The organism is Methylobacterium sp. D48H, assembly GCF_053345715.1.
In genome coordinates this window covers 218761-241022 of sequence record NZ_JBKFAP010000001.1, presented here as the reverse complement: position 1 = coordinate 241022, position 22262 = coordinate 218761, and the positions used below count along the sequence as shown (strand labels likewise).

Sequence of the window (22262 nt, the reverse complement as noted above, 5' to 3'; positions counted from 1 at the left end):
ACAATCGTCGATTTGTATATAAATACTCCGGCTTCATGGTCTCATAATTGGAAATACATGCAATCGATAGACTGATCGAGCGGATCAGGAGACGCCCGCCATCGGGCTGGCACGAGGCCCGAACGCCGTAGGTCATCGGCGCGGGCGTTGGGCCCGCAGCCGATCCCGTGGTGCAAGCTTGGGGGCCCCCCCCACAGGAGCGCCTCGGCCAGACAGATCAGCGTTGATCTCCGGCCGCTTCAGCCCCGGAGCGTCATCGTGCTGCCGGAGATGCCGAAATCGCGCAGACGCCTGAGGAACGACATGCCCAGCAAACTCGTCGACAGGAGCCCGCGCGGGATCACGACCGCATCGACGTCCCGCACCGTGATCGATCCGATCTGCACGATGGCGATCCGGATCGGCGCCACGCGGACCGTGCCGTTCGCGGTGTTCCAGACGCGGGTGAAATCGGCCGGAGTGACCCGGATCCCGATCCGCGCGGCATCCTCCTCGGAGAACGCGCAGGCGCTCGCCCCCGTATCGACCATCATCGGCAGCGAGCGGCCGTCCAACAGCGCATTGACGAAGAAGTGGCCGTTGCGCCCGGCCTGGAGGGCCACGCCGGCGGCGTCGACTGCGGGAACGGGCTCCGGCGGCGGCGTGACGGCGAGGGCCACCGGCGCCGGCCTCATGCCGTCGCGCAGCTTCAAGGCGGCCGTGACACCGAGGAAGCCGAGCAGGCAGATCAATAGGATTGCGCGCACGCGAGTCCGCCCGTGACGTGGAGTGCCGGCGACCGGAGACGTTCCGGAATCCCGGTGATGAGAGGCCAGACCGGTGAAGGGATGGTGCGCGATCGCGGCCGCCGCCGCGGCGCGCGCGCCGATTCCGCTCCGCTTGGTGTCCAGATCGTCACCGGGATCATCGGATTGTCGCGGGAACGCCCGGATGGTCGCGGCGCGGGGTTGACCGGCAGCGGCCGGGGAGCCACATCTGCGTCTGTTCCAGGGAGATCCCCGGCAAGGGGCTGAGAAACCGCTGGCACGTCCGTCAGGACCTGCGGCGCGGAAATCCTTCGAACCTGATCCGGCTCATACCGGCGTAGGGATTGGACCGCGGCCGCCTGAAAGGCAGGCCACAGCTTCTCACCGAAGCGCACGGCCCGATCTCCGCGACGGCAATCCGCGGAGATGATTGTGCCCCTCGACCGACCCGCCTCACCGATCGGCCGCCGCCGCAACCCGGACGGCAGCGTCGCGCCGGCGACCCTTCCGGCGCGGACGGACGTCGCCGTGGTCGGCGGCGGGCTGATCGGGCTGTCGATCGCGTGGCGCCTCGCCCGGGCCGGCCGCGCCGTGACGGTGCTGGAGCGGGACACGATCGGGGCGGGCGCGAGCCTCGCGGCCACCGGCATGCTGGCCCCGGCCGCCGAGCACGAGCCGGGCTCCGATCCGCTGCTGCCGCTCGCCCTGGACTCGCTGCGGCTCTGGCCCGCGTTCCGCGACGCCCTGGAGGCCGAGTCCGGCCGGGCGATCGACTACCGCGCCGACGGCACCCTGGTGCTGGCGGTCGGCCGCGACGAGGTCGAGCGCCTGCGCTTCCGCTTCGACCTTCAGCGCCGCTCGGGGCTCGAGGCCACGTGGCTGCCGGGCAGCGAGGTCCGGCGCCTGGAGCCGGGCCTGCGCCCCTCCGTCACCGCCGGGATCCACTGCCCGCTCGACCATCAGATCGATCCCCGTCTGGTCATGGACGCCCTTACCGAGGCCTGCCGCCGCGCCGGCGCGATCCTGGTTGAGCGGACCCCCGTCACCGCCCTGGACTGGTCGGGTGGCCGCGTGACCGGGATCCGCGCCGGCGACCGCGTCGTCGCGGCCGAGACCGTCATCCTCGCCTCCGGCGCCTGGAGCGGGGAGGGCGGCCTGCTGCCCGACGCGCTCGCCCTTCCGGTCCGCCCGCTGAAGGGCCAGTCCCTGGCCCTGCGCACCACCGCTCGGACCGGTACCCTGGCGCGGATGGTCTGGACCGAGCAGGTCCACATGGCCCCGAAGAGCGACGGCCAACTCGTCGTGGGCGCGACCGTGGAGGATTGCGGCTTCCGTCCCGGCGTCACCGCGGGCGGACTCTACGCCCTGCTGGAGGGTGCCCGCCGGGTGCTACCCGGCATCGAGGAGATGGAGGTGGAGGCGGTCTGGAGCGGGTACCGCCCGACCTCGGACGACGACGCACCGATCCTCGACGCGATCGCGCCGGGCCTCGTCGCCGCCACCGGGCATCACCGCAACGGCTACCTGCTCGCCCCGGTGACCGCCGACGCGATCGCCGCGCTGGTGCTGCGCGGCGCGCTGCCGGAGGTGGCGCGTCCCTTCACCCGCGCGCGCTTCGGCCAGCCGGAAGCGCTGAGGGCCTCGGCATGAAACTCCTCGTCAACGGTGAGCCGCGCGAGTGCGCGGTCGAGACGGTGGACGCCCTGTTCCGCCTGGAGGCGGAGGAGAGCGGCATCGAGAGCCCGCAGGGCGTCGCCATCGCGCTGAACGGCCGCGTTCTGCGCCGCCGGGACTGGGGCGAGACACCGGTCGCGGAGGGCGACCGGGTCGAGATCGTCCGCGCCATGCAGGGAGGTTGAGCATGGACCAGAGTCACTTGCCGCCGCGCCCCGAGGGTGGGGATGACGGCCTGACCATCGCCGGGGTGAGGCTGTCGTCCCGGCTGTTCATCGGCACCGCCGGCTACCCGACGCAGGCGATCATGCGCGACGCCGTCGCGGCGAGCGGCGCCGACGTGGTCACCGCCTCGATCCGCCGGGTCTCGCTCCAGGGCCACGGCTCGGACACGGTCAAGATCCTGAAGGGCAAGCGCTTCTTGCCGAACACCGCCGGCTGCGAGACGGCCCGCGACGCGATCATGACCGCCGAACTCGCCCGCGAGGCGCTCGACACCAACTGGATCAAGGTCGAGGTGATCGGCGACCGCGAGACGCTCTACCCGGACGTGATGGAGCTGATCGAGGCCTGCCGCCATCTCGTGGACGACGGCTTCGTCGTGCTGCCCTACTGCAACGACGACCCGATCGTGTGCCAGCGCCTGGAGGATCTCGGCTGCGCCGCGGTGATGCCCATGGGCTCGCTGATCGGCTCCGGGATGGGTGTCGCCAATCCGGCCAACTTGGAGCTGATCTGCCGCCGGGCGACGGTGCCGGTGGTGGTCGATGCCGGCATCGGCACCGCATCGGACGCGGTGATTGCCATGGAGCTCGGCGCCTCCGCCTGCCTGATCAACACCGCCGTGGCCAAGGCCGACGATCCGGTGCGGATGGCTCGCGCCATGGGCCGGGCCGTGGAGGCCGGGCGCGACGCGCACCGCGCCGGGCGGATCCCCCGCCGCGGCCGGGCCGAACCGTCGAGCCCGCAGCTCGGCCTCGTCGGCTCGTGAGGGCGCTACCGTCGCCGCTGCTCGCGGTGACGGACCGGCACGGGCATCCGCGGCCCCTCGCCGAGACCGTCCAGGCGGTCCTCGACGGCGGCGGGCGCTGGATCTGGTTCCGCGACAGGGACCTGGAGGCGGATGCCCGCCTGCGCCTCGGCGCGCGCGTGGCCGAGCGCGTGCGGGCCGCGAACGGCGTCCTGACGATCGGAGGCGATGTCGCGCTCGCGCGCGCCCTCGGTGCCGACGGCCTGCATCTCGGCGGCGGCTCGGGACCGGAGGCGATCGCGGCGGCGCGGGCGGCACTCGGTCCGCTCGCGCTGATCGGCGTCTCGGCCCACGCGCCGCGCGAGGCTGCGGCTGCCGCGCAGGCCGGCGCCGATTACGTGACCCTCAGCCCGATCTACACGACCGCGAGCAAGCCCGGCTACGGGCCGGCGCTCGGGTCCGAGGGGATCGGCGCCGCGCGGGCGGCGGGCCTGCCGATCGTGGCCCTGGGCGGTGTCGGGCCCGAGATGATCGGGGCCTGTCGCGCGGCGGGGGCTGCGGGCTTCGCCGTCATGGGTGGCCCGATGCGCGCCCTGGATCCGGCCGACGCGACCCGGGCGCTCCTGAAGGCCTGGGGCGCAGCGGAGTCTTCAGCGGCTCGGACAGCCACGTAGAAATCTGCCCCCGTCCCGGCGAGCGCAGCGGAGCAAGACGGCCGATGCTGTAGTTGCCCTAGGCGTTGGACGGTCCGTAGGGCGGGCGCGGGATCGCCCGGTGCGCCGCGCGCAGCGCAGCCGACCAGCGCTCGCGCAGATCGTGGAAGTAGCCCTCGCCGGCCTCGATCCGGTGGTTCACCTCGAGCGTCAGCGCGTTCCGGCGAGCGACCGCGATGTCGATCGGCAGGCCGACGCCCAGATTGGAGCGCATGGTCGAATCCATCGAGACCAGGCTCACCTTGAGGGCGTCGTAGAGGTCGGTCGTGTACTTCACGGCGCGGTCGAGGATCGGCTTGCCGTACTTGTGCTCACCGATCTGGAGGAACGGCGCGTCGGTGCTGCACTCGATGAAATTGCCGGCGGAGTAGATCAGGTACAGCCGCATCTCGCCGGTGCCGATCTGGCCGCCGAACAGCAGCGAGATCGAGAACCGGATGTTGGCGGCCTCGAACCCGTCCTTCTCGATGGCGCGCACCCGCCGGATGGCCCGGCCGATCAGCTGCGCCGCCTGGAACATCGTCGGCGCCTCGACGAGCTTCTGCGGCGGCTCACCCTCCTCCTCGCCGGGCACGCCCTCCTGGAGCAGGCTGAGCACCGACTGAGTGATCGAGAGGTTGCCCGCGGAAGCGAGCATCATCACCCGCTCGCCCGGCACGTTGAAATGGTGGAGCTTGCGGTAGGTCGAGATGTCGTCGAGCCCCGCATTGGTGCGGGTATCGGCGACCATGACCAGCCCTTCCTCCACCAGGACACCGACGCAGTAGGTCATCGTTTTCGGGCTCTCGTGCGGTCGGCGGACTGGGGTCGGGACGGTCAGGATTGAGCGGCGGCCCTGCCTTGCTCGACCCGGAGCTTCACGTCCAGTGTCTCGGTGCCACCGCCGGTCCGGCTGCCGCGGATCGGCGCCGCCCCGAGATAGTCCAGGCCGGTGGCGACGCGGATGTAGTTGTCCGTCGGGCTGACGTCGTAGCACGGGTCGAACGCCACCCAGCCGAGATCCGGCACCAGGGCCTCGACCCAGCCGTGGGGCGCCTCGACATCCGCCTGCCCGTCCTCCCGGGCCCGGTAGCCGGCGACGTAGCGCGCCGGGATGCCGATGTGGCGGGCGGCGGCGATGAGCACGTGGGCGAGATCCTGGCAGATTCCGCGGCCCGCCGCGAACGCCTTGCCGGCTGGCACCGCGCCGCTCGCGGGACCGGGCTCGTGGGCCACAGCACCGTGGACCGCCCCCATCAGCCGGTGGAGTCGGGCCAAGGTCGCACCGTCGTCCTCGGCGGCGACGCGCTCCGCGAAGGCGTGCAACTCCGGGCTCGCGGCGCACAGGTCCGTGTCGCGCAGGTAGAACTCGTCCGGCAGGCGCTCCACCGTGCCACGCACGACGCCGTGCGTGTCGTCGGTGTCGACCTCGCCGGTGACCCGGATGGTCAGGGCGTCGGCCGGCTCGTCCGGGGTGAACCAGTGGACGACGTTGCCGAACCCGTCCTCGCGGGCGGTCAGCCGCCCGTCGACGGTGGTGTCGATCCGCCACCCGCGGACGTACTGCCCATCATGGTCGCGCGGCGTCAGCCGCAGGACCTGCACGAGCCCGCGGGCGGGCTGCTCGTACGTGTAGATGGTCTCGTGAACCACGCGGATGCGCATGCGCCGTCCTGTTCGTCCTGTTCAGCCGACCAGATACTGCTTCGCGATCGCCTCGCCCACCTTGTTGTTCTCGGCGATGAACGCCTCGACGAACTCGTGCAGCCCGGTGGCGAAGACCCGGTCGATATCCTCGCCCTCCAGCTTCGCCAACATGTTTCCCGCGAGGCGCTGGCTCGGGCCCCGGCGGCCGTAGGCGTCGGCGATCAGGTCGAGATACTCGACGATCACGCCGTAGCAGTTCGCGAAGGAGCGCGGCATCTGCTTGTTGAGCATCAGGAGGTCGGCCACCAGCAGCGGCTTGATGCTCTCCCGGTAAACCCAGTGGTAGGCGTTGAACGCCGACACTTCGCGCAGGATCGTGGTCCACTGGAAGTAGTCAAGGCTGCCGCCCACCGTCTCGTCGTGCGGCAGCAGGATCTGGTACTTCACGTCGAGGATGCGGGCGGTGTTGTCCGCCCGCTCGATCGCCGTGCCGAGCCGAGTGAACCAGAAGGCGTCGTTGCGCAGCATCGTCCGGAAGGCCGAGCCGTCGAAGGTCAGCGAGACGGTCTTCACCCAGTCGAGGAAGCGGCCGAACTCGTCGCGGTTCAGGTCTTTGCCGGCGTAGTTGCGCAGCTCCAGCCACGCGCCGTTGATCGCGTCCCACATCTCGGTGGTGAGCGCCGTGCGCACCGAGCGGGCATTCTCGCGGGCCGCCTCGATGCAGGAGCGGATCGAGGACGGGTTGTGCGGGCTGAAGGCCAGGAAGTCGCAGACCGTGTCGGCGTTGATCGCGCTGTAATGGGTCTTGAACGCGTCGGGGTCGCCGGCCGAGGCGAGGGCCGATTCCCACTCGTTGCTCCCGCCGCCGCCGTAGCTCGTCGGCAGAGACGCGAATCGGTGCGCCGCGTCGAGGATACGGGCGACGAAGTCGGCGCGCTCGACGTAGCGGGAGAGCCAGAAGAGGTTGTCGGCAGTCCTGGAGAGCATCGGTCTTCAGCCAAGTCGTGCGGACCACGGTGTCCGCGCCTCGGAACGTCCGGATATCGCGGAGCTCAGGCGTCGAGCACCCAGGTATCCTTGGTGCCACCGCCCTGGCTGGAATTGACCACCAGGGAGCCTTCCTTCAGCGCCACCCGAGTCAGGCCGCCCGGAACGATGCGGATCTTGTCGGCCCCGCACAGCACGAAGGGCCGCAGGTCGACGTGGCGGGGCGCGACGCCCGAGGCCACGAAGGTCGGGCAGGTGGAGAGCGACAGGGTCGGCTGGGCGATGAACCCGTCCGGGGCGTGCTTGAGCTTCTTGGCGAAATCGTCGAGCTCGCGCTTGCTGGCATGCGGCCCGACCAGCATCCCGTAGCCGCCCGAGCCGTTGACCTCCTTCACCACCAGGTCGGACAGGTTGTCCATCACGTACGCGAACGCGTCCTTCTCGCGGCACCGATAGGTCGGCACGTTGTGCAGGATCGGCTCCTCGCCGGTGAAGAACTTCACGATCTCCGGCATGTAGCTGTAGACCGCCTTGTCGTCCGAGATGCCGGTCCCGACCGCGTTGGCGAGGGTGACCGAGCCGCGCTCGTAGGCGTTCATCAGGCCGGGCACGCCGAGCACCGAGTCCGGGCGGAAGACCAGCGGGTCGAGGAAGTCGTCGTCGAGGCGGCGGTAGATGACGTCTACCTTCCGCGGCCCCTCGGTGGTGCGCATGTAGACGACGTCGTCCTTGGTGAAGAGGTCGGACGCCTCCACCAGCTCGACGCCGAGCTTGTCGGCCAGGAACGAGTGCTCGTAGAACGCGGAATTGTAGCGTCCGGGGGTCAGCAGCACGACGGTCGGGTCCCGGGTCGCCGAGCCCGGCGCGAGGCTGCGCAGGGTGGCGAGCAGGGCGTCCGGATAGTTCTCCACCGGCGCGACCCGGTGCTTGGAGAACAGGTCCGGGAATAGGCGTAGCATCACCTCCCGGTTCTCCAGCATGTAGGAGACGCCCGACGGGATGCGGGCGTTGTCCTCCAGCACGAAGAAGTCGTTCTCGCCGGTCCGGACGATGTCGATGCCGGCGATGTGCACGTAGAGGTCGTGCGGCACGCGGAAGGACCGCATCTCCATGCGGTAATGGGCGTTGCGGTAGACGAGGTCGGCCGGGATGATGCCGGCCTTGATGCATTCCTGGGCGCCGTAGATGTCCTTGAGGAACAGGTTGATGGCGGTGACCCGCTGCGTCAGCCCGCGCTCCAGGAAGGCCCATTCCGGCTTGGTGATCACCCGGGGGATGATGTCGAACGGGATCAGCCGCTCGGTCGACTGGTTGTCGCCGTAGACCGCGAAGGTGATGCCGATCCGGCGGAACAGCAGCTCGGCCTGGCTGCGGCGGGTGTTGAAATGCTCGGGCGGCGTGGAGTCGAGCCAAGCCTTGAGCTGGCCGTAGGCGTCGCGGACGGCCGCCGGATCGGCCGCGCCGATCCCGTTCATCTCGTCGAAGGCCGTCACCGCCATCTCGCTCCTCCCGTACGCTCCCGCTCTTGAGGCAAGAGGCGCGCCACCCGATCATGGCTATATCCGCGGGCGATAACGCTCAAGGAGGCCGGAGGATCAGATCAACTTCAGGCCTTTCAGGCTGGCGTGACCGTTTCGGCCGAGGATCACGTGGTCGTGGACCACGATCTTGAGCGGCGCCAGGACGGCCACGATCTCGCGGGTCATCGCCACGTCGGCCGCCGACGGGGCCGGGTCGCCGGACGGGTGGTTGTGGGCCAGGATGATGGCCGTCGCCGACAGTTCGAGCGCCCGGCGGGCGACCTCGCGCGGGTAGACCGGCGTGTGGTCGACGGTGCCGCGCCCTTGCACCTCGTCGGCGATGAGGTGGTTGCGCTTGTCGAGAAAGAGGACGCGGAACTCCTCGCGCGGGGCGAACGCCATGGTGGCGCGCAGGTACTCGTGCAGGGCGCTCCACGAGCCCAGGAGCGCGCGCTCGCGGATCGCGCCCCGGGCCAGCCGCCGCGCCGCGGCCTCGATCACCTTGAGGTCGGACGCGACCCCGGCGCTCACGCCCTCCACTTCCATGAGCCGCGCCGGCTCGGCGCTGACCACCTCGGCGAAGCTGCCGAACCGGGCGACCAGCGCCTTGGCGAGGGGCTTCACGTCGCGCCGGGGAATCGCCCGGAACAGGACGAGCTCCAGCAGCTCGTAATCGGGCAGCGCGTCGGGCCCCGCGGCGGAGAACTTCTCCCGCAGGCGGTCGCGGTGGCCGTGGTAGTGCGGCGTCTCCTTCTCGACCGGCGACGGGGCGGCGCTGTCGGCGAACAGCCCCGCCTCACCGTCGTCCTGCCGCTCGGGCACGGCCGGTCAGGCGGCCGGGTTGACGGGCTGGTGCAGCCCCTTCGGCGAGATCGTGAAGATCTCGACGCCGGTCTCGGTGACACCGACCGTGTGCTCGAACTGGGCGGAGAGCGAGCGGTCGCGGGTCACGGCGGTCCAGCCGTCGCCCAGGACCTTCACGGCGGGCCGGCCCAGATTGATCATCGGCTCGATCGTGAAGAACTGGCCGGGTTTGAACGGCACGTCGTAGCTGGCCTCGACGTAGTGCAGGATCGTGGGCGCGTCGTGGTAGGTGCGCCCGAGGCCGTGGCCGCAGAAATCGCGCACCACCGAGCAGCGCTCGCCCTCGGCGTAGGACTGGATCGCCCGGCCGATGTCGTTGGTCGATCCGCCCGGCTTCACGGCGGCGACGCCGCGCATCAGCGCCTCGTAGGTGATCTCGCACAGGCGCTGGGCCTTGCGCGGCACCTCGCCGACATAGGCCATCCGGCTCGAATCACCGTGCCAGCCGTCGAGGATCAGGCAGATGTCGAGATTGACGATGTCGCCCTCGCGCAGCGGCTTGTCGTTGGGGATGCCGTGGCAGACCACGTGGTTGATCGAGGTGCAGATCGACTTCGGGTAGCCGCGGTAGAGCAGCGAGGCCGGATAGGCGCCGTGGTCCATGGCGAAGGTGTAGGCGAGCCTGTCGAGTTCCTCGGTGGTGACGCCGGGCTGCGTCGCCTCCATCAGCAGGTCGAGGGCCTCGGCGGTGAGCCGCCCCGCCCGGCGCATGCCCTCGAAGCCCTCGGGACCGTGGATCGGCGGTTCCGGGGCGCGGCGCGCACCCTGCGCACTGGCCTGTTCCTGCTGCATGATCGGGACTTTTTTCGCGGCGGCGTCAATCGGGCTTCGCCCTATGTACGGCGCGGGGCCCGCGAGTCCAAGCCGCATCGGTCGTAGGTCGGGCGAGGCTTGCGCCGGTCGCGGGGCTGGCGGCATAAGCGGCCGCGAGACGCCCGGGAGCGCGCTGGCAGATTCGCCGCGCGGTCGGTCGCGGGGCAGGCGAGGGCCGGATGGCAGGCAAGGCGGTACCGCACTTCCACAACGAGCCGGGCGTGCCGGTTATCACCGTGGGCGTGAAGGAGTTCATGTGCATCGGCGCGCTGCCGCCGTTCGACCACCCGCACGTGTTCCTCGACATGGGCGCCGACAGCGAGATCATCTGCCAGTACTGCTCGACGCTCTACCGCTACCGGGCCGGCCTGAAGGCCGACGAGGCGGAGCCGCAGGCCTGCGTGTGGCGGGACGACGCCAAGGTCGCGGCGGAGTAGGCGCCGCCCACCGTGCCTTCTGGCAGTCCATCACTGCGGATCGGGATCGTCGGGGCCGGGATCGGCGGCCTGACGGCGGCGCTGGCGCTGTCGGATGCCGGCCACGCCGTCACGGTGATCGAGCGCCGGACCGGCTTCAGCGAAGTCGGGGCCGGGATCCAGATCTCGCCCAACGCGAGCCGGGTTCTGGCGGGCCTCGGGCTCTCCGCGGCGCTGCGCCGGGCGGCGAGCGAGCCGCCCGCCGTCGAGGTGCGGGCCCTGGACAGCGGCCGCCGCATCGGCGGCGTGGCGCTCGGCGCGCAGGCGCAGAGCCGCTTCGGCGCGCCCTACTACGTGATCCACCGCGCCGACCTGCAGACACTGCTGCTCGACGCGCTCCGGAGCCGCTCGACGATCCGCCTGATGATGGGGCGCACCGTCACGGCCGTGTCCCAGACGACGTCCGAGGCCGTCCTCACCGTCGAGGGCGCGAGCGGGGCCCAGCCGGTCGCCTACGACCTCGCGATCGGCGCGGACGGGCTGAGATCCCGGCTGCGCGCGCAGCTCGATTCGGCGCCGCTCCGGCCGGGTCAGGCCGCGGCGTGGCGCGCGCTCATCCCGATGGAGGCAGTCCCGCAGGACCTGCGCGGCGGCGCCACCGGCCTGTGGCTCGGCCGCGGCCGGCACGTGGTGCATTACCCGGTGCGGGACGGCCAGTTCCTGAACGTGGTGGCGGTGGTGCCCGAGGCGGTGGGCGACGAGGGCTGGGGCCGGCTCGGGGAGCCGGCCGTGCTGCGCGGGCATCTGCGCGGCAGCGCCGCGCCGCTTCGCGACCTCCTGAGCCTGCCGGATTCCTGGCTGGTCTGGTCGCTCGCCGACCGCGCCGTGGCGCGCCCGCTCGCCCGCGACCGGCTCGCGCTGATCGGCGATGCCGGCCACCCGGTGCTGCCCTATCTCGCGCAGGGGGCCGCCCTGGCGATCGAGGACGCCGCGGTCCTCACGCGCGCCCTCGCGGACAACGCCGACGTTCCGGCCGCGCTCGCGGCGTATTCGGGCGCGCGGACCGCACGGGTGCGACGGGTTCAGAAAGCGGCGCGGAGCAACGGCCGGACCTACCACGCCGGCGGCGTGGTGGCGTTCCTGCGCAACGCCGTGATGGCCCGTCTCGGCCCGGACGGCATGCGCGACCGCTACGCCTGGCTGTATGGCTGGACGCCCCCCGCTTGATCGGACCCGCCGCCCCCGCTACCGAGGGTGCATGCGGACGTGGCGGAACCGGTAGACGCACGAGACTTAAAATCTTGCGGCCGCGAGGCCGTGCGGGTTCGAGTCCCGCCGTCCGCACCAGCACGCAGCGCGACGCCGGACCGGGATGCCGGAGGGGAATGGCGTGGTCTACGTGCTCATCATCATGCTCGCCGGCTCGGGCTCCGCGATCGGATCCGTCGAGTTCAACACGAAGCAGGCCTGCGAGGCCGCCGCGAAGCAGATCGCCGAGGCGGAGCGGCCCTACGGCGGCGCCTCTCCGGTGACCGTGTGCGCGCCGAAGGGGTGAGGCGGCCGTCGCGCCGGATGGATCGCATTTGAGCGATCGCCGAAACCGGCCCTTGTCGTGTCCCTGCCAGAGTGGCGGCGGGGAGATTCCGGTATGATCGACGCCCTTCAGACCGCCGCCACCGGCATGAGCCGGGCCACCGACCGGCTCGGGAGAGCGGCCGAGACCATCGCGGCGAGCGGCGCGCCCACCGGCGACACGGCCCTGCCGCCGGCCGCGCAGGTGGACCTGTCGGGGGCCGCGCTGGACCTCATCGGGTCGCGGTCGGCCTTCGCGCTGAACGCCGCGGTGGCGCGCTCCGCCGACCGCATGATGGGCCAGCTCCTCGACGTCACCGCCTGAGAGCGGGGAGGGCGAGTCCGGCCAGGATCGCGGCCGCCGCGAAGAGCAGGGCCACGCCGACGAGGCGGTAGGCCACGACCCCCACCACACCGCCCGCCAGGAAGGCGCCGACGGTCAGCAGGTACAGCCGCAGCCGCTCCGGATCGTGGGGCTTGAGTGGATCCGCGCCGGATGGGCCGCGGTCCAGCCAGCGCGCGAGTTCGATGCCGATGTCGGTGATCATGCCGGTCACGTGCGTGGTCCGCACCCGCGATTCGGAGATCTTCGTCACGGCCGCGTTCTGGAGGCCCAGGACGAAGCTCAGGCCGAGCACCAGGGCGTGGCTCCGCGCCGGCTCCTCGAGCGGCAGCACGACCAGGCCGACGGCGACGAGGAGGATCGCCTCCGCGCAGACCCCGTAGGCGTAGGCGCCCGGTCGGTGCCCGCGGCGGCGGCGGCGGATCAGCAGCGTCGCGGTGGCGGCGCCGAGCACGAACAGGACGACGAGCAGACCGGCCTGCGCGGCGAGGAGCAGGTCGCCCGTGCCGGTCCTGTCCGAGATGGCCGAGACGTTCCCGGTCATGTTCGAGGCGTAGAGGCCCACCGCGTAGAAGCCGGCGGTGTTCAGCGCGCCGGCCACCCCGGCGAGGGAGAGGGCGAGCGCCCTGTCGGCCTCGGGGGTACGCGTCTCGCCTTCGTGGACCAGCATGGACCCGTCGATGACCCGTCGGTGGGGTGCCGAGAACCCGATTCGGTCGGCGCCGCCACCGTCTTAAGCCACGCGCCCGGGCGCCGTCACGGCGCCGGGCGCAACCCCCGGCTCACCAGCCGCGATAGCCGTAGCCGCCCTCGTAATCCCCGCCCCAGTGGCGGGCGGGGCCGTAGCCGACCGGGACCCGCTCGTAGGTCACGGTCCGGCGGGTGGCGTAGACCGGCGCGTCCTCCTCGTAGACGCGGTAGACCGGGGCCCGCCGCACGACCACGGGAGCCGGGGCGTAGCCGTAATCCGCGTATCCGTAGCCGTAGCCGGGCGCCGCGTGGGCCTGGGTCGCGGCGCCGATCAGGGCGCCGGCCGCGAGGCCGCCGATGATGCCGGCCGCGATGGCGCCGCCGCCGCGGGCCTCGGCGGCGGTGGAGGCCAGGGTGCCCGCGCCGATCAGCGCGGCGGCCGAGAGCAGAGCGATGCGTGTCATGACCTGTCTCCGGTGGGTGCGGGGAGCGCCTGCGGCGCCCCGGATCACAGGAGGGACAATGCCGCGCCCGCGCTGCACCGATGCTGAAGCCGGCCTGCAGCCACGGTTCAGCTTGCCGCTCCGGCCTCCGTGTCGGGGGCGGTGCGGACGTAGCCTCGGGAGATCAGGCGACTGCGCTCGCGCGTGCGCCGCTCGGCCTCCATCAGGTCGGACAGGGCGTCGGCGATCGCGCAGCGCAGGGCGATCCCGGCATCGCCGCCCGCGAAGCCGAGATACGCGGCGCTGATCGCCTCGACGGGGCATACGTGATCGTCGCGCTGGGCCAGGACCTGGGTCAGCATCGGGTTCTCCTTCGTCGCGTCCGGGAACGAAAAGAGAACAAGCCATCAGGGTTAACGTTCCGTCAACGGCGGCCGGGCCAGCCGGACGGGACCAGCCAAACCCTGTGGACAACGCCGTTGCCGCTGCCGGGCGACTGTGGATAAGCGGGGTCACTCGGGCATGCGCGGCAGGGGCTTGCCGTCGGCGGGAATCGGGTAGCGGGCCGCGTTCAGCTCCATCGCCAGGAACGTGTAGTAGCCCGAGATCGCCGCCAGATCGACGACGCCGGGCTTGCCGAACCGGGCCTCGGCGCGCGCGAAGGTCGCGTCGGAGACGCGCTTCGTGTCCTGGAGCTCGGCGGTGAAATCGTACACGAGGGTCTCGTCGTCGCTCATCTTCGCCGGCCGGCGGCCGTCGCGGATCGCCGCGATGATGTCGGCGGAGATGCCGGCCTTCTCGGCGATCGGCGCGTGGACGTACCACTCGTAGTCCTGCGTCCAGCGGCGGGCGGTCATCAGGATCACCAGCTCCGAGAGCGTGGTGCCGATCTTCGGCTTGAAGCGGAGGTAGTCGCCCATCGACCGGGCGAGCGTCATCACTTCCGGCGAGTACATGAGCGGCTCGAACGGCCCGAAGGGCGGCTTGCCGCGTGCCTGCGCGAAGGCCTCGGCCGCCTGTTTCTGCTCGGGCGTGTAGTCCTGGGGCGGGATGGTCGGCAGCCGGTCTTGCGCCCGCGCCGCCACGGTCGCCAGCGGAGTCGCCAGCGGCAGGGCCAGGGCGAGGGCGGCCAGAGTCAGCGCGCGGCGGCGGAGGGTCATCGTTTAGCTCCCGTTGGATCTGTGCAGTCGCGCCGCACGATCGCGGCGGCGCCGCGCGGCCACCAGGGCCCGGGGCGGCAAGCCCGTGTCGAATCGCGCGCGGCGTCACGGGAATGCCGGACGCGTCGCGGTCCCGGGCCCGGCCCGGTTGCGCTCGGCGCCGCACCGCGCCATCAGCGGCCGCGATGGCCGGTCCCGCACCCGTGCTGCCGATCGAGGCGGCGCTCCCCGATCTGCGCCGCGCGCTCGCCGCGCGGAACGCCGCCGTCCTGGTGGCGCCCCCCGGCGCCGGCAAGACGACCCGCGTGCCCCTCGACCTGCTCGCGGCGCCCTGGCTCGACGGGCGCAAGATCGTCCTGCTGGAGCCGCGCCGCCTCGCGGCCCGGGCCGCCGCCGCGCGGATGGCCCAGACTTTGGGCGAGCCGGTCGGCGGCACGGTCGGCCTGCGCGTCCGCCTCGGCTCGAAGATCTCGGGCCGCACGCGGATCGAGGTCGTCACCGAGGGTGTCTTCACCCGGATGATCCTGGACGATCCGGAACTGTCCGGGGTCGGAGCCGTCCTGTTCGACGAGTTCCACGAGCGCTCCCTCGACGCCGATCTCGGCCTCGCGCTGGCGCTCGACGCGCAGGGCGGCCTGCGGGAAGACCTGCGGATCCTCGTCATGTCGGCGACCCTCGACGGCGCCCGGGTCGCGCGGCTGATGGGCGACGCCCCGGTCGTGGCCTCCGAGGGGCGCGCCTTCCCGGTGGAGACCCGCTACGCGGAGCGCGATCCGAACCGGCGGATCGAGGACTCGGTCGCCGAGGTCACCTTGCGCGCCCTGCGGGCGGATCCGGGCTCGATCCTGGTGTTCCTGCCCGGGCAGGCGGAGATCCGCCGGACCGCCGACCTGCTGGCCGAGAAGGTCGGCCCCGACGTGCAGGTCGCACCCCTCTACGGCGCGCTGACGGCCGCCGAGCAGGACCGCGCCGTCGCGCCGGCCTCCGCCGGAACGCGGAAGGTCGTCCTCGCGACCAGCATCGCCGAGACCTCCCTCACCATCGAGGGCGTCCGGATCGTGGTCGATTCGGGGCTGGCGCGGGTCCCGGTCTACGAGCCGGGCCTCGGTCTGACCCGCTTGGTCACGGCCCGCGCCTCCCGCGCCTCGGTGGACCAGCGCCGGGGCCGCGCCGGCCGCACCGAGCCCGGCCTGTGCTGGCGGCTCTGGTCCGAGGCCGGCACCAACGCCCTGGAGCCGTTCACGCGGCCCGAGATCCTGTCGGCCGACCTCGCCGGGCTGCTCCTCGACTGCGCCGCCTGGGGCGTGACCGACCCGGGCGCGCTCGCCTTCCTCGACCCGCCGCCGGCGCCGGCCCTGGCGGAGGCCCGCGCCCTGCTGAGTGAGCTGGGCGCCCTCGACGCCGACGGCCGCCTGACGCCGGTCGGCGCGCGCCTGCGGGCGCTGCCGCTGCCGCCGCGGCTCGCCCGGATGGTGACGGTCGCGGCCGGTACCGGCCAGGCGCGGGCCGCGGCCGACCTCGCCGCCGTGCTGGTGGAGCGGGGCCTCGGGGGCGACGGGGTCGACCTCGACGAGCGGGTCAAGCGCTTCCGCCGCGACCGGGGCGGGCGCGCCGCCGACATGCGCCGGCTCGCCGAGAACTGGGCCCGGAGCGCCGGGGCCGACGGGCCGGCGAGTCCGGATGCCGGCCCGGCCGCCGCAGGGCCGCTCCTGGCACTCGCCTATCCCGACCGGGTCGCCCGGGCGCGCGGCCGCGAGGGCGAGTTCGTGATGGCGAGCGGTCGGGCCGGGCGCCTCGACCCGGCGAGCCCGCTCGCCCGGGAGACCCATCTGGTGATCGCCGACCTCGCCGGGTCGGCCGGGAATGCGCGGATCCTGGCCGCGGCGGCGATCGGCACCGAGGCGATCGAGCGCCTCTTCGCCGACCGGATCGAGTCGCGCACCGAGATCACCTTCGATCCGCAGGCGGCGGCCCTGCGGGCGCGGGCTGTCCGGCGGCTCGGAGCGGTCAGTCTCGGGTCACGGCCGCTGCCGGTGCCGCCCGACACGGACAGCGCCGCGATCCTGGCGCGCGGCATCGCCGATCTCGGGATCGATTGCCTGCCGTGGACGCCGGCCCTGGCGCAGTGGCGGGCCCGGGTGACCTTCTTGCACGCCGCCGACGGCGCGGCCTGGCCCGACCTGTCGGACGACGCGCTGGCCCGCACCGCGGAGACGTGGTTGGCGCCCGCCCTGGTGGGGCGCGCCGCCCTGGCGTCGGTCACGGCGAGCGACCTGGCGGACGCCCTCCAGTCCCTGCTGCCCTGGGACCTGCGCGCCCGACTCGACGCGGAGGCGCCGACCCATGTCGAGGTGCCGACCGGCTCGCGCATCCCGGTCGATTACACGGCGGAGGAGCCGGCGCTGGCGGTCCGGGTGCAGGAGCTGTTCGGCCTCGACCGGCATCCCAGGGCCGGCGGGCGCCCGCTGGTCCTGCACCTGCTGTCGCCGGCGCAGCGACCGATCCAGATCACCCGGGACCTGCCGGGTTTTTGGCGCGGATCCTGGACGGCCGTGCGGTCCGAGATGCGCGGGCGCTACCCGCGCCATCCCTGGCCGGAGGACCCGCTCAGCGAGGCCCCGACCCGCCGGGCCAAGCCCCGGGGAACCTGACAGCCGCCCTTCGAGACCCCGACACGAACGGACCCGACGCGATGACGACCGACACGGATGCCCACGACCCCGCCGCCGAAGGCTGGACGCTGGTGGAGGACAAGGGCTTCATCGCCCATGTCGGGCCGCTGCACGTCCGCGGCGCGGACGGCGCCTACGCGTTCCGGGCCGATCAGAAGCACGCCAACCTGATCGGCGTGGTCCACGGCGGCATGCTGATGAGCTTCGCCGACCGCGCCCTCGGCGAGACCGCGATGCGCGCCGCCGGGGGCGCCAACTGCGTGACCATCCAGCTGGAGATGAAGTTCATCGATGTCGGCCGACTCGGCGACTGGATCGAGATCCGGCCGCAGGTCGTCAAGCGCACGGGCTCCCTGGTGTTCATGCGCGGCGACGTCCGCGACGGCACACGTCTCCTCGCCTCGGCGGACGGCGTCTGGAAGATCCTGAGGCGCCGTCCCGATTGACCCGCGCAGGACGACGGTCCTAACCTGCCCGGGCGCATCGCGGCGCAGAGGCCCGATGTGCGGGGGAGGATCGCATGCGACCGTCGCGGACCGACGCATCCGGGATCGCGGGTGAACGCGGGTCGATTCCGCGATCCCGGCGCACGATCCTCGCGGGCCTGGGGGCCCTGGCCGTGACTGCCGGCGACGCGGCGGCCCGACCGGAACCGCCCAGCGCGGTGACGAGCCCGCCGCGCGACTTCCGGCCTGGCGCAGCCCCGACCACCTACTTCACCGATCCGGACATCGTCACGGTCGACCCGGCGTTCGAGCCCTACATCGTGCCGAACAGCGCCATCCGCCGGCTCTGGACCGGCGCCCTCTGGGCGGAGGGACCGGCCTGGAACTCGGTCGGCCGTTACCTGGTCTGGAGCGACATCCCGAACAACCGGCAGATGCGCTGGCTCGAGGAGGACGGGCACGTCTCCACCTTCCGGATGCCGAGCAACAACTCCAACGGCAACAGCTTCGACCGACAGGGACGGCAGCTCAGCTGCGAGCACGCCACCGGACGCGTCGTCCGCTACGAGCTCGACGGCTCGGCGACGGTCCTCGCCGATTCGTTCGAGGGCAAGCCGCTCAACTCGCCCAACGACGTCGTCCAGCACCCGGACGGCGCCTACTGGTTCTCCGATCCGCCCTACGGCGCGCTGCTCTACGAGGGCCTGCCCGACGTCGCCGGCGGCCCGAGCAACCGGCAGGGCCATCTCGATCCGCGGCTCGGCCAGCCCGCCGGGACCGTCTCGCGGCGACGCGTGCTCCCGAACGCCGTCTACCGCATCGACCCGTCCGGCCGGGTCGACCGGGTGCTCACCGACGACGAGGTGCCCGACCCCAACGGGCTGTGCTTCTCGCCCGATCACCGGACGCTCTACGTCTGCTCCACCGGCAAGGGTCCCGGGGATACCGGACCCGGCGGCAAGGGCGAGATCTACGCCTTCGACGTCGGGGCCGGGGCGGCGCTCTCGAACAAGCGCCTCTTCTCGGACTGCGTCGTGGACGGGGTGAAATGCGGGCCCGACGGCCTGCGGACCGACGTCGACGGCAATCTCTGGGTGTCGAGCAATGCCGGCCGGGCCGTGGGCTACAACGGCGTCACCGTCTGGACGCCCCAGGGCAAGCTCATCGGTCGGATCCGCCTGCCGGAAGTGTGCGGGAATCTGACCTTCGGCGGCCCCAAGCGCAACCGCCTGTTCATGGCGGCGAGCCAGTCGCTCTACGCCCTGACGGTGAATACCCAGGGCGCCGGGCCGGCCTAGGATCGCGCACCTGCGATCCGGGACGGAACCGGCGCCGATCCTCCTCTCGGCCATGGCTGACCGGGCATCGCGACGCTATCTGTCACGGGCATGACCGAGGATCCCGCCTCCGACCCGACCTTGAGCCGCCTCAGCGCGGCCCTCGGGGATCTGCCGAAGCGCGGGTTGCCGCCGGTCGAGCGGTGGGACCCACCCTATTGCGGCGCCATCGACATCCGCATCGCCGCGGACGGGACGTGGTTCCACAACGGCTCGCCGATCCGACGGGACAAGCTGGTCAAGCTCTTCGCCACCATCCTGCGGCGCGAGCCGGACGGCCGGACCGTCCTGGTCACGCCGGTGGAGAGCGTGGGCATCACCGTGGACGACGCGGCCTTCGTGGCCGTCGAGATGGCGGTGGACGGGAGCGGGGCGGACCGGCGGGTCTCGTTCCGGACCAACGTCGACGACCTGGTAAGCGTCGACGCCGACCACGCCCTCCGCTTCGAGGAGGCGCCGGACGGGGCGCTGAAGCCCTACCTCCATGTCCGCCGCGGGCTGTGGGCGCTCGTGACCCGGGCGCTCACCTACGACCTCGTGGACCTCGCCGAGGAGCGTCTGATCGACGGGAAGCCCTGGCTCGGCCTGTGGGCCGGCGGCGCCTTCCACACGATCGCGCCGGTCGCCGCCGCGTGAGCGACCCGCTCGCCGACTTCCTCGCCCGCGCCGCCGCCGGCCTGTCGCCAGACCCGCCCGGACCGGACGATCCGACCTCCAATCCCCGGGGCGACCACAGCCTCGATCCGGACGGGACGGCCGTGATCCCGCCGCCGCCGCACCGCCGGGCCGCCGTCCTCGTGCCGGTCGTGCCGCGCGCGGACGGTCCGACCCTGATCCTGACGATGCGGGCCGCCAACCTGCGCGACCATTCCGGGCAGGTGGCGCTGCCGGGGGGCAAGATCGATCCCTCCGATCCCGGCCCTGCGGACGCGGCCCTGCGGGAAGCCTACGAGGAGATCGGGCTGCCGCCCGAGGCGGTGCGGTTCCTCGGCTATCTCGACCCGTACCTCTCGGGCACCGGCTTCCTCGTGACCCCGGTCATCGGCCTGGTCGATCCCGGCGCGGTGCTGACGCCGAACCCGGACGAGGTGGCCGACGTCTTCGAGGTGCCGCTCCCGTTCCTCATGGACCCGGAGCGCTACCGCCTGCGCTCCCGCGCGTGGCAGGGCCGCGAGCGCTGGTTCTACGCCCTGACCTTCGGCGAGCGGCTGATCTGGGGCGTCACCGCCGGGATCCTGAACAATCTGCGGGAACGGCTCTACCCGGAGGCGGCGCCGGGCGACGCCGACCGCGCGGCGCGTTAGGCTGACCGCATGCTTCGCCGCATCCTCGAAGAGTTCGGCCTCTTCCTCATCCCCTTCGCGCTGTTCCTCGTCTACCTGCTGCTGTCCGGCCGCAATCCCCTGCGCCGGGTGCACTGGGACGCGCACCTGTTCCGCTTGGTCCTGGCCGGGCTGGCGGTGGTGATCGGCACCCTCGTCTACGAGGGCCTGTTCTCGGAGCGCCGTCCCGGGGGCTACGTGCCGACCCACATGGAGAACGGCCGTCTCGTACCCGGTGGCTTCCGGTGAGCCGCGCCCTCGATGTGGCGGGGCTGGCGGCCCTGCTCGAACGCCCGGGCGTCCGCCGCGTCCTCGCGGCCCTGGACGCGCCGGGCGCGGAGACCCGCCTGATCGGCGGCTGCGTCCGCGACGCGCTCCTCGGCGCGCCGACCGCCGACATCGACATGGCGACGACGCACCGGCCCGAGGCGGTGATGCGGGCGGCGCAGCGGGCGCCCGGCCTCAAGGCGGTGCCGACCGGCATCGAGCACGGCACCATCACGCTGGTGACCGAGGACGGGCCGATCGAGGTCACGACCCTGCGCGAGGACGTAGAGACCGACGGGCGGCACGCGGTCGTCCGCTTCGGCACGGACTTCCGCCGCGACGCCGAGCGCCGGGACTTCACCGTCAACGCGCTCTCCCTCGCCGCCGACGGAACCCTCCACGACCCGGTGGGCGGCCGGCCCGACCTGACGGCCGGGCGGGTGCGCTTCATCGGCGACCCGGCGACCCGGATCCGCGAGGACGCGCTGCGGATCCTGCGCTTCTTCCGCTTCCATGCGCGGTTCGGCGCCGGGGCGCCCGACGCCGCGGCCCTGGCGGCCTGCGTGGCCGCGCGGGACAGCCTGGACCGGCTCTCTCGCGAGCGCGTGCGCGCGGAATTCCTGAAGTTGCTCGCGGCCCCCGGCGGCGCGGCCATGGTGACGACGCTGAGCGCGACCGGGCTGCTGCCGCGGATCACCGGCGGCGTCGGGGAGCTCGGGCGGCTGGAACGGGCCGCAGCCGCGGGCCTGCCTCCGGTGACGCGCCTCGCGGCCCTCGCCGTCGGCGCCCGGCACGACGCCGACCGGCTGCGCGAGCGGCTGCGCCTGTCGAAGAGCGAGCACGGGCAGCTGCTCGGCTACGCCGCGGCGCTGGCCGATCTCCACGGATGCGCGGTGCTGGACGCGGTCGCGGCGCGGGCCCTGGCGGCGGAGCACGGCCTGTCGTGCCTGGCCGACGCGCTGGCGATCCTGGCCGGAGAGCCGCGGCCCGCCGTGACGGAGGCGGCGCGGGCGGCCCTGCGGGCTCTGGAGGGGGAAGGGGCGTCGCCGGCCTTTCCCCTGGCGGGGGCGGATCTCGTCGCGGCCGGGGTGGCGCCGGGGCCCGGGATCGGGCGCGGGTTGGCCGCGGCGCGGAGGATCTGGCTGGAGCGGGGCTGCCCGACGGACGCGGCAGCGCGGGCCGACCTGCTGGCGCGGGCGCTGGAGAGCGCCCGCTGAACGAGGCTCAGAGTTTCAGGAGCGCCTTGGTCTCCTGGAGCTGGACGATCTGGCCGTTCAGCTCCTCGCGCTTCTGCAGGTCCTCGGTGGCGTCGCGCTGCATCTCGATCGCCTCGATGTCGCGGTCGAGGGATTCGTGCGTCAGCTCCTCGATCGGGGCGGCGCGCTCGGCCAGCACGGTCACGGCCGTCGGGCCGATATCGGCGAAGCCGCCGCGGACGTAGATCCGCTTGCCGCTGCCCTGGCTCTCGGTGATCACGATGACGCCGACCCGGAGGGAGGTCAGCACGGGCGCGTGGCCCGGCATCACGGTCATCTCGCCCTCGGTGCCGGGCAGCTGAACGGCGGTCACCTCGCCGGAATACAGCGTCCGCTCGGGGCCGACGAAATCGAAGTGGAAGGTGGCCATGGCCTGACGTGTTCCCGGATCGGCGGCGCGCGCCCCGCCATGCGGGCGGAGCGTC

Annotated in this window: 27 protein-coding genes, 1 tRNA gene and 1 riboswitch; of the genes, 16 read left to right on the top strand and 12 right to left on the bottom strand. The window is 72.6% G+C overall.

The window, feature by feature from the left end; all coding sequences use genetic code 11:
- Positions 1-239: 239 nt before the first annotated feature.
- Positions 240-746 carry a retropepsin-like aspartic protease family protein gene (locus tag ACLBX8_RS01320; RefSeq protein ID WP_244526933.1) on the bottom strand — a complete coding sequence of 169 codons (507 nt, stop codon included), beginning with the start codon at positions 744-746 and terminating at the stop codon, positions 240-242.
- Between the two features lie 233 nt (positions 747-979).
- Positions 980-1108, top strand: a riboswitch (TPP riboswitch).
- Positions 1109-1172: 64 nt separating this feature from the next.
- Here ACLBX8_RS01320 and thiO point away from each other — a divergent pair.
- The 4 genes from thiO to ACLBX8_RS01300 are packed head-to-tail and all read left to right on the top strand — an operon-like array spanning position 1173 to position 4064.
- Positions 1173-2396, top strand: coding sequence for a glycine oxidase ThiO (thiO, locus tag ACLBX8_RS01315; protein ID WP_447714507.1), 1224 nt, complete (start codon positions 1173-1175; stop codon positions 2394-2396).
- On the top strand, positions 2393-2605 hold the full coding sequence (gene thiS, locus ACLBX8_RS01310) for a sulfur carrier protein ThiS (protein WP_020093526.1): 213 nt from the start codon (positions 2393-2395) through the stop codon (positions 2603-2605). The genes thiO and thiS overlap by 4 nt, the downstream gene beginning before the upstream one ends.
- A 2-nt stretch (positions 2606-2607) precedes the next feature.
- Positions 2608-3411, top strand: coding sequence for a thiazole synthase (thiG, locus tag ACLBX8_RS01305; protein ID WP_447714506.1), 804 nt, complete (start codon positions 2608-2610; stop codon positions 3409-3411).
- A complete protein-coding gene (locus tag ACLBX8_RS01300) occupies positions 3408-4064 on the top strand; it encodes a thiamine phosphate synthase (protein WP_447714505.1) in 657 nt (218 codons plus the stop codon). Before thiG ends, ACLBX8_RS01300 begins: the two co-directional genes overlap by 4 nt.
- Before the next feature lie 58 nt (positions 4065-4122).
- On the opposite strand, the gene ACLBX8_RS01295 is transcribed toward ACLBX8_RS01300, so the two are convergent.
- The 6 genes from ACLBX8_RS01295 to map all read right to left on the bottom strand — a co-directional run bounded on the left by ACLBX8_RS01295 (position 4123) and on the right by map (position 9892).
- The gene (locus tag ACLBX8_RS01295) at positions 4123-4875 is read right to left on the bottom strand and encodes a peptidase (protein WP_020093523.1); all 753 of its coding nucleotides are present in this window, start codon (positions 4873-4875) and stop codon (positions 4123-4125) included.
- A gap of 44 nt (positions 4876-4919) precedes the next feature.
- A complete protein-coding gene (locus ACLBX8_RS01290; RefSeq protein WP_020093522.1) occupies positions 4920-5747 on the bottom strand; it encodes a transglutaminase family protein in 828 nt (275 codons plus the stop codon).
- Between the two features lie 21 nt (positions 5748-5768).
- Positions 5769-6716, bottom strand: coding sequence for an alpha-E domain-containing protein (locus ACLBX8_RS01285; RefSeq protein WP_020093521.1), 948 nt, complete (start codon positions 6714-6716; stop codon positions 5769-5771).
- Between the two features lie 65 nt (positions 6717-6781).
- Entirely contained in the window at positions 6782-8215 is a 1434-nt protein-coding gene (locus tag ACLBX8_RS01280) for a circularly permuted type 2 ATP-grasp protein (protein WP_447714504.1), read from the bottom strand.
- Positions 8216-8311: 96 nt separating this feature from the next.
- Positions 8312-9058 carry a RadC family protein gene (gene radC / locus ACLBX8_RS01275; protein ID WP_020093519.1) on the bottom strand — a complete coding sequence of 249 codons (747 nt, stop codon included), beginning with the start codon at positions 9056-9058 and terminating at the stop codon, positions 8312-8314.
- Between the two features lie 6 nt (positions 9059-9064).
- Positions 9065-9892: a type I methionyl aminopeptidase gene (map, locus tag ACLBX8_RS01270; RefSeq protein WP_056522448.1), complete on the bottom strand. Its 828-nt coding sequence runs from the start codon at positions 9890-9892 to the stop codon at positions 9065-9067.
- A gap of 200 nt (positions 9893-10092) precedes the next feature.
- Between map and ACLBX8_RS01265 the strand changes: the two genes are divergently transcribed.
- The 5 genes from ACLBX8_RS01265 to ACLBX8_RS01245 all read left to right on the top strand — a co-directional run bounded on the left by ACLBX8_RS01265 (position 10093) and on the right by ACLBX8_RS01245 (position 12226).
- Positions 10093-10350, top strand: a complete 258-nt coding sequence (locus ACLBX8_RS01265) for a zinc-finger domain-containing protein (RefSeq protein ID WP_020093518.1) — start codon at positions 10093-10095, stop codon at positions 10348-10350.
- A 12-nt stretch (positions 10351-10362) separates the two neighbouring features.
- Positions 10363-11556 carry an FAD-dependent monooxygenase gene (locus tag ACLBX8_RS01260; RefSeq protein WP_447697674.1) on the top strand — a complete coding sequence of 398 codons (1194 nt, stop codon included), beginning with the start codon at positions 10363-10365 and terminating at the stop codon, positions 11554-11556.
- A 33-nt stretch (positions 11557-11589) separates the two neighbouring features.
- Positions 11590-11676 (top strand) — tRNA-Leu (locus ACLBX8_RS01255).
- 25 nt (positions 11677-11701) lie between these two features.
- Positions 11702-11884, top strand: coding sequence for a hypothetical protein (locus ACLBX8_RS01250; RefSeq protein ID WP_020093516.1), 183 nt, complete (start codon positions 11702-11704; stop codon positions 11882-11884).
- Between the two features lie 93 nt (positions 11885-11977).
- Positions 11978-12226: a flagellar protein gene (locus tag ACLBX8_RS01245; RefSeq protein ID WP_447680587.1), complete on the top strand. Its 249-nt coding sequence runs from the start codon at positions 11978-11980 to the stop codon at positions 12224-12226.
- Here ACLBX8_RS01245 and ACLBX8_RS01240 read toward each other — a convergent pair.
- The 4 genes from ACLBX8_RS01240 to ACLBX8_RS01225 form a co-directional block, all read right to left on the bottom strand.
- Positions 12216-12914, bottom strand: a complete 699-nt coding sequence (locus ACLBX8_RS01240) for a YoaK family protein (RefSeq protein ID WP_447697673.1) — start codon at positions 12912-12914, stop codon at positions 12216-12218. The genes ACLBX8_RS01245 and ACLBX8_RS01240 overlap by 11 nt on opposite strands.
- 112 nt (positions 12915-13026) lie before the next feature.
- Positions 13027-13398 carry a hypothetical protein gene (locus ACLBX8_RS01235; protein ID WP_447680589.1) on the bottom strand — a complete coding sequence of 124 codons (372 nt, stop codon included), beginning with the start codon at positions 13396-13398 and terminating at the stop codon, positions 13027-13029.
- Between the two features lie 107 nt (positions 13399-13505).
- Complete coding sequence (locus ACLBX8_RS01230; protein ID WP_447680590.1) at positions 13506-13739, bottom strand: hypothetical protein; 234 nt, start codon at positions 13737-13739, stop codon at positions 13506-13508.
- Between the two features lie 150 nt (positions 13740-13889).
- Positions 13890-14537, bottom strand: coding sequence for a carboxymuconolactone decarboxylase family protein (locus ACLBX8_RS01225; RefSeq protein WP_020093511.1), 648 nt, complete (start codon positions 14535-14537; stop codon positions 13890-13892).
- Positions 14538-14722: 185 nt separating this feature from the next.
- On the opposite strand from ACLBX8_RS01225, the gene hrpB reads away from it, so the two are divergent.
- From hrpB to ACLBX8_RS01190, 7 genes are all read left to right on the top strand, one after another.
- On the top strand, positions 14723-17188 hold the full coding sequence (hrpB, locus tag ACLBX8_RS01220) for an ATP-dependent helicase HrpB (RefSeq protein WP_447714503.1): 2466 nt from the start codon (positions 14723-14725) through the stop codon (positions 17186-17188).
- Positions 17189-17229: 41 nt separating this feature from the next.
- Positions 17230-17655 (top strand): PaaI family thioesterase, encoded by a 426-nt coding sequence (locus tag ACLBX8_RS01215; protein WP_447680592.1) that lies wholly within the window; start codon positions 17230-17232, stop codon positions 17653-17655.
- Between the two features lie 74 nt (positions 17656-17729).
- Positions 17730-18953 (top strand): SMP-30/gluconolactonase/LRE family protein, encoded by a 1224-nt coding sequence (locus ACLBX8_RS01210; protein WP_447697671.1) that lies wholly within the window; start codon positions 17730-17732, stop codon positions 18951-18953.
- Between the two features lie 90 nt (positions 18954-19043).
- Positions 19044-19628, top strand: a complete 585-nt coding sequence (locus ACLBX8_RS01205; RefSeq protein ID WP_447697670.1) for a DUF1285 domain-containing protein — start codon at positions 19044-19046, stop codon at positions 19626-19628.
- The gene (locus ACLBX8_RS01200) at positions 19625-20296 is read left to right on the top strand and encodes a CoA pyrophosphatase (protein ID WP_056522483.1); all 672 of its coding nucleotides are present in this window, start codon (positions 19625-19627) and stop codon (positions 20294-20296) included. The genes ACLBX8_RS01205 and ACLBX8_RS01200 overlap by 4 nt, the downstream gene beginning before the upstream one ends.
- Positions 20297-20305: 9 nt before the next feature.
- Positions 20306-20563, top strand: coding sequence for a DUF6111 family protein (locus ACLBX8_RS01195; RefSeq protein WP_020093505.1), 258 nt, complete (start codon positions 20306-20308; stop codon positions 20561-20563).
- Positions 20560-21798 (top strand): CCA tRNA nucleotidyltransferase, encoded by a 1239-nt coding sequence (locus tag ACLBX8_RS01190; protein WP_447714502.1) that lies wholly within the window; start codon positions 20560-20562, stop codon positions 21796-21798. The genes ACLBX8_RS01195 and ACLBX8_RS01190 overlap by 4 nt, the downstream gene beginning before the upstream one ends.
- Positions 21799-21805: 7 nt before the next feature.
- On the opposite strand, the gene ACLBX8_RS01185 is transcribed toward ACLBX8_RS01190, so the two are convergent.
- Entirely contained in the window at positions 21806-22207 is a 402-nt protein-coding gene (locus ACLBX8_RS01185; protein WP_020093503.1) for a F0F1 ATP synthase subunit epsilon, read from the bottom strand.
- Positions 22208-22262: the final 55 nt, after the last annotated feature.

Excerpts from the sequence above, each read along its gene's own strand:
- ACLBX8_RS01215 (WP_447680592.1), top strand. The coding sequence starts at position 17,230 with ATGACGACCGACACGGATGCCCACGACCCCGCCGCCGAAGGCTGGACG.
- thiS (WP_020093526.1), top strand. The coding sequence starts at position 2,393 with ATGAAACTCCTCGTCAACGGTGAGCCGCGCGAGTGCGCGGTCGAGACG.
- ACLBX8_RS01185 (WP_020093503.1), bottom strand. The coding sequence starts at position 22,207 with ATGGCCACCTTCCACTTCGATTTCGTCGGCCCCGAGCGGACGCTGTAT.
- ACLBX8_RS01245 (WP_447680587.1), top strand. The coding sequence starts at position 11,978 with ATGATCGACGCCCTTCAGACCGCCGCCACCGGCATGAGCCGGGCCACC.
- ACLBX8_RS01250 (WP_020093516.1), top strand. The coding sequence starts at position 11,702 with ATGCCGGAGGGGAATGGCGTGGTCTACGTGCTCATCATCATGCTCGCC.
- ACLBX8_RS01225 (WP_020093511.1), bottom strand. The coding sequence starts at position 14,537 with ATGACCCTCCGCCGCCGCGCGCTGACTCTGGCCGCCCTCGCCCTGGCC.
- thiO (WP_447714507.1), top strand. The coding sequence starts at position 1,173 with ATGATTGTGCCCCTCGACCGACCCGCCTCACCGATCGGCCGCCGCCGC.
- ACLBX8_RS01285 (WP_020093521.1), bottom strand. The coding sequence starts at position 6,716 with ATGCTCTCCAGGACTGCCGACAACCTCTTCTGGCTCTCCCGCTACGTC.
- ACLBX8_RS01195 (WP_020093505.1), top strand. The coding sequence starts at position 20,306 with ATGCTTCGCCGCATCCTCGAAGAGTTCGGCCTCTTCCTCATCCCCTTC.
- ACLBX8_RS01280 (WP_447714504.1), bottom strand. The coding sequence starts at position 8,215 with ATGGCGGTGACGGCCTTCGACGAGATGAACGGGATCGGCGCGGCCGAT.
- thiG (WP_447714506.1), top strand. The coding sequence starts at position 2,608 with ATGGACCAGAGTCACTTGCCGCCGCGCCCCGAGGGTGGGGATGACGGC.
- ACLBX8_RS01235 (WP_447680589.1), bottom strand. The coding sequence starts at position 13,398 with ATGACACGCATCGCTCTGCTCTCGGCCGCCGCGCTGATCGGCGCGGGC.
- ACLBX8_RS01290 (WP_020093522.1), bottom strand. The coding sequence starts at position 5,747 with ATGCGCATCCGCGTGGTTCACGAGACCATCTACACGTACGAGCAGCCC.
- ACLBX8_RS01295 (WP_020093523.1), bottom strand. The coding sequence starts at position 4,875 with ATGACCTACTGCGTCGGTGTCCTGGTGGAGGAAGGGCTGGTCATGGTC.
- ACLBX8_RS01205 (WP_447697670.1), top strand. The coding sequence starts at position 19,044 with ATGACCGAGGATCCCGCCTCCGACCCGACCTTGAGCCGCCTCAGCGCG.
- hrpB (WP_447714503.1), top strand. The coding sequence starts at position 14,723 with ATGGCCGGTCCCGCACCCGTGCTGCCGATCGAGGCGGCGCTCCCCGAT.
- ACLBX8_RS01265 (WP_020093518.1), top strand. The coding sequence starts at position 10,093 with ATGGCAGGCAAGGCGGTACCGCACTTCCACAACGAGCCGGGCGTGCCG.
- map (WP_056522448.1), bottom strand. The coding sequence starts at position 9,892 with ATGCAGCAGGAACAGGCCAGTGCGCAGGGTGCGCGCCGCGCCCCGGAA.
- ACLBX8_RS01210 (WP_447697671.1), top strand. The coding sequence starts at position 17,730 with ATGCGACCGTCGCGGACCGACGCATCCGGGATCGCGGGTGAACGCGGG.
- ACLBX8_RS01230 (WP_447680590.1), bottom strand. The coding sequence starts at position 13,739 with ATGCTGACCCAGGTCCTGGCCCAGCGCGACGATCACGTATGCCCCGTC.
- ACLBX8_RS01240 (WP_447697673.1), bottom strand. The coding sequence starts at position 12,914 with ATGCTGGTCCACGAAGGCGAGACGCGTACCCCCGAGGCCGACAGGGCG.